A 4,883-nucleotide genomic window follows, 5' to 3' on the forward strand; every position below is an offset into this window, starting at 1 on the left:
GGCCAGGTCGGTGACGCCGACCTTGGCCTGCACGGTGCGGGAGCCCTGGTGGTAGGGGGTCTGGACCGGGGTTCGCGGGGTCATCGGCGGGCTCCTTGCTGCGGGTGCTTCGTGGCTGGGCGCGCAGTTCCCCGCGCCTCTTCGGGGCGCTCCTCAAGGCTCAGAAGAAGCCGCAGGTCGGTGCCGACTCCACCGGTGCGGGCGCCCCTTCGGCGCCGGACGCCGCGAAGATCTCCAGGCGGGTGCCGTCCGGGTCGCGGAAGAAGATCCCGCCGGACGCCGCGCCCTCGCCGTGCGGCACCACGCCGTCGTACGCGAACTCCACTCCGTACGCCCGCAGCGCGGTCTCGTACTCCCTGACCTGCTCGATGGTGTCGACCTCCAGCGCGAGGTGGTGCAGTCCCGCCCGCCCCGCGGAGTACGCGGCGTCGGCCTGCTCCCAGAGCGTGAGCACGGGGCGGTCGCCCTGTCCGAGGAAGGCGTGACGGCGGCCCTCCTCCTTGCCCTCCGCGAGCACGCCGTACCCGATCACGTCCCGGTAGAAGGCGAGCGAGCGCTCCAGGTCCGTGACGTTCAGACCGATGTGGCCGGTGCGCGGAGCGGTGGATGCGGTCATGACTCTCCCCTGAGTCCGCTGGTCGGCCACCCACTGGCTAACCCTTGAAATGAAGGTTAGAGGTTAGAAAGCGAGGCCGTCAACCGGTCACGTACTCTTGACCGGTTAGCACTGAAGGGAGCCCGCCATGCCGCACGACCCGCGCCCCCTCGTCGGCGAACCGCTCTCCCTCGACCTGCTCAACACCCGCTGGATGCACGACGGCGTACGCCAGGACCTGCTGACCGGCACCGAGGGGCTCGCGGTCTGGCTCGCGGCGAACGGACTCGACGGCACCTTCGCCGCCGACGGGCCGACCCTGGAGCACGTCCTGCGCGCCCGCGGCGCCCTCGCCTCCGTCGTGGACACCCCGCACGACCCCGCAGGCATCGCCCGCGTCGACCAGGTCCTGCGGCACGGCCGCATCCGCGCGACGCTCACCGCCGAAGGACCGGGCGAGGAGCCCGAGTTCAAGGACCCGGCCTGGGGCCCCGCCTGGCTCGCGGCCCGCGACCACCTGCGCCTCCTGGCCACCGCGCCGGACCGGATCCGCGGCTGCGCCCACGAGGCGTGCATCCTGCACTTCTTCGACACCTCGCGGAACGGCACGCGCCGCTGGTGCTCCATGGCGGCCTGCGGAAACCGCGCGAAGGCCTCGCGGCACTACGCGCGCTCGCGCGAGACCTGATCCGGCCGGAAAAAGTTCCCGGGGCAAGTCCCCTTATAGAACGCCATGTCCGCCATGGCGTATGGCGGAATTGCGTCACGCCCCGATCACAGCTCGGACAACTCTCCCCAAACACCTGTCACTTGCGTAAGGCTGAGCGGTCATCCGGCCCCGGATTCCGGACCTTCCCGCGATCCGGGCCGTTTCGACCCTCCTTCCCGACCTTCACGCACAGGGATGCCGATGCCCAGATCCAGTTCCAGCGCCAGACGCGCGCCCCGTCTCGCGATAGCCGTCGGACTCACCGCCGCGCTCTGCGCGACCGGGGCCGCCCCACTCGCCTTCGCCGCGGACGAGACCCCCGCGCCCGCCCCCAAGTCCGCGGGCGGCAAGCTCGGGTCGGCCGACGCCGACCTGCTCGCCGATGCCAAGGCGGACGGCGAGAAGACCGTCACGATGATGGTCGCCACCGAGCCCGGCGCCACCGAGCAGGTCGCCGAACAGCTCGACGGCGTCAAGGGCGGCTCGGTCGGCCGCACCTACGACAAGCTCGGCTACGTCCGCGCGACCGTGCCGACCGGCAAGGCCGACGCGGCGATCAAGTCGGCCTCGAAGCTGTCGTCCGTGCACGCCATCGACCTGCGCCACGAGATCGAGCTGGACGACCCGACCCCCGCCGCCGACCGTGCCAAGGGCGCGGAGCGCGGCGCGCGCGGCACCTACCCGGGCCCGGACAAGAAGACCCCTGCGGACAACCCGTACAACCCGTCCGCCGAGACCGGCGCCGTCGACTTCGTGCAGAAGCACCGCAAGGCGGACGGCCGGGGCGTCACCATCGGCATCCTGGACTCCGGCGTCGACCTCGGTCACCCGGCGCTGAAGAAGACCACCACCGGCGAGCGCAAGATCACCGACTGGGTGACCGCGACCGACCCGATCGTGGACGCGGACGGCACCTGGCGCCGCATGACCAACCCGGTCACGGGCCCCGTCTTCACCTGGAACAGCGAGACGTGGAAGGCCCCGGCGGGCTCCTTCCAGGTCAACCGCTTCCTGGAGTCGGCCACCACCGGCGGCGACGCCAAGGGCGACATCAACCGCGACGGCGACACCACCGACAGCTGGGGCGTGCTCTACGACCCGGCCGCCGGAACGGTCCGCGTCGACCTGAACAACAACAAGGACTTCACCGACGACGAGCCGATGAAGCCGTACAAGGACGACCACCAGGTCGCCTACTTCGGCAAGGACGACCCGGCGACCGACGTCGTCGAGCGCGTCCCGTTCGTCGTCGAGATCCGCAAGGACGTGCCCACCGACCCGTACGGCGGCGACTGGGTCGGCAAGAAGGCCGACTTCGTCAACATCGGCGTCATCGAGTCCGAGCACGGCACGCACGTCGCGGGCATCACCGCGGCCAACGGCCTCTTCGGCGGCCGGATGAACGGCGCGGCGCCCGGCGCCAAGCTGGTCTCCTCGCGCGCCTGCACCTGGACCGGCGGCTGCACCAACGTCGCGCTCACCGAGGGCATGATCGACCTCGTCACCAAGCGCGGCGTCGACATCGTCAACATGTCGATCGGCGGCCTGCCCGCACTCAACGACGGCAACAACGCGCGCGCCGAGCTCTACAAGCGCCTCATCGACGAGTACGGCGTCCAGCTGGTGATCTCCGCGGGCAACTCGGGGCCCGGTGCGAACACCATCGGCGACCCCGGCCTGGCCGACAAGGTCATCTCGGTCGGCGCCGCGATCTCCAAGGAGACCTGGGCCGCCAACTACGGCTCCCAGGTCAAGCGTTCGTACGCGATGATGCCGTTCTCCTCGCGCGGTCCGCGTGAGGACGGCGGCTTCGCGCCGATCATCTCGGCGCCGGGTTCGGCCATCAACACCACGCAGACCTGGCTGCCGGGCGCCCCGGTCGCCGAGGCGGGCTACCAGCTGCCCGCCGGCTACTCGATGCTGCAGGGCACCTCGATGGCGTCCCCGCAGGCCGCGGGCGCCTCGGCGCTGCTGCTCTCCGCCGCCAAGCAGGAGCGCATCGACCTGACCCCGGCGAAGCTGCGCACCGCGCTCACCTCGACCGCGGGCCGCATCCGCGGCGAGCAGGCGTACGCGCAGGGCACCGGCCTGATCGACGTCGTCGACGCCTGGGAGGCCATCGAGGACGACGCGAAGGCCCACACGTACACGGTGAAGGCCCCGGTCGACACCGCCCTGGAGCAGGAGCTGAAGAAGCCCGGCACCGGCATCTACGACCGTGAGGGCGGCCTGAAGACCGGCCAGAAGCGGACGTACGACGTGACGATCACCCGCACCTCGGGCCCGGACCGCGGCATCCGCCACGAGCTGGACCTGGTCAACAACCACGAGGACACCTTCGAGCTGCTTGGCGACGACGAGATCACGCTGCCGCTGAACAAGCCGGTGACCGTCAAGGTCCGGGCGAAGGCCGAGTCGGCCGGTCTGCACAGCGCGATCCTCACCGTCGACGACGAGCGCACCGAGGGCATCGACCAGCAGATCATGTCGACGGTCGTCGTCTCGGCGCCGCTCGCCAAGCCGTCGTACACCTTCTCGGCGTCCGGCTCGACGCAGCGCAACACCCCGCAGTCCTACTTCGTCACCGTCCCCAAGGGCGCCAAGTCCCTGGAGGTCTCCCTCGGCGGCCTGAAGGACAAGAGCCAGACGCGCTTCATCGCGGTGCACCCGTACGGCGTCCCGGTCGACTCCACCTCGTCGATCGTCTGCTACCCGAACTACGAGAACCCGGCCAACACCTGCCGCCCGGACCTGCGTGCGTACGCGGAGCCGCAGGCCGGTGTCTGGGAGATCGAGGTCGAGTCGCGCCGCACGTCGCCGCTGCTGGACAACCCGTACAAGCTGAACGTCGCCGCGCTCGGCGTCGACTTCGACCCGGCCGTGCAGACGCTGCCCGAGGCGAAGGTCGGCACTCCGGCGCCCGTCTCCTGGAAGGCCACCAACGGCTTCGCGGCCGTCGACGGCAAGCTGAAGGGCGGCTCGCTCGGCTCGTCCAAGTCGGCGCGGCCCGGCATCAAGCAGGGCGAGACGCAGACCACCGAGGTCGTCGTGCCCGCGGGCGCGGAGCGTCTGGACGTCGCCATCGGCTCGACCGCGGACGTCGCCGCCGACCTGGACCTCGCCGTGAAGAAGGACGGCGCGGTCGTGGGCTCCTCGGCGGAGGGCGACTCGGAGGAGTCGGTCAGCCTGAAGAAGCCCGCCGCGGGCACGTACACGATCGAGGTGACGGGCTACTCGGTGCCGTCCGGCTCGACCGCGTACGACTACCGCGACGTCTTCTTCTCGGACGCGCTCGGACAGGTCACCGTCGACGAGTCGAAGACGGTGCAGCTCCCCAACGGCGCCTCGGCGCAGATCGACGCGAAGGTCGAGGCGAAGGCCCCGGCCGCGGCGGGCCGTGAGCTGTTCGGCGAGGTGTCCCTGCTGAACGCGGGCGGCACGGTCGCGGGCAGCGGCAGCGTGAAGGTCGAGAAGGTCACGCCGTAACGGAGTGACCCCCAGGCGCCGGACGGGTTCGATCGGGCCCGTCCGGCGCCTGTCTGCTTGCTCGCTACCGGTCCGCCCCCGGCCCGTCGTCGC

Annotated in this window: 3 protein-coding genes; 2 read left to right on the top strand and 1 reads right to left on the bottom strand. The window is 71.0% G+C overall.

Annotated features, from left to right (window positions below; genetic code table 11):
* Positions 1-160: 160 nt before the first annotated feature.
* Positions 161-616, bottom strand: a complete 456-nt coding sequence (locus AOK03_RS38550; protein ID WP_055570013.1) for a VOC family protein — start codon at positions 614-616, stop codon at positions 161-163.
* Between the two features lie 127 nt (positions 617-743).
* Between AOK03_RS38550 and AOK03_RS38555 the strand changes: the two genes are divergently transcribed.
* Both AOK03_RS38555 and AOK03_RS38560 read left to right on the top strand, forming a co-directional pair.
* Positions 744-1,283, top strand: coding sequence for a CGNR zinc finger domain-containing protein (locus tag AOK03_RS38555; protein WP_055570014.1), 540 nt, complete (start codon positions 744-746; stop codon positions 1,281-1,283).
* A gap of 222 nt (positions 1,284-1,505) precedes the next feature.
* Complete coding sequence (locus AOK03_RS38560; RefSeq protein WP_079075242.1) at positions 1,506-4,790, top strand: S8 family serine peptidase; 3,285 nt, start codon at positions 1,506-1,508, stop codon at positions 4,788-4,790.
* The last annotated feature ends 93 nt before the right edge of the window (positions 4,791-4,883 follow it).

Origin of the sequence: Streptomyces atriruber (assembly GCF_001418325.1) — a bacterium.
In the GTDB taxonomy this organism is placed as follows: domain Bacteria; phylum Actinomycetota; class Actinomycetes; order Streptomycetales; family Streptomycetaceae; genus Streptomyces; species Streptomyces atriruber.

Bases quoted from the DNA above. Each gene is read 5' to 3' on its own strand.
- AOK03_RS38550 (WP_055570013.1), bottom strand. From the start codon at position 616: ATGACCGCATCCACCGCTCCGCGCACCGGCCACATCGGTCTGAACGTC.
- AOK03_RS38560 (WP_079075242.1), top strand. From the start codon at position 1,506: ATGCCCAGATCCAGTTCCAGCGCCAGACGCGCGCCCCGTCTCGCGATA.
- AOK03_RS38555 (WP_055570014.1), top strand. From the start codon at position 744: ATGCCGCACGACCCGCGCCCCCTCGTCGGCGAACCGCTCTCCCTCGAC.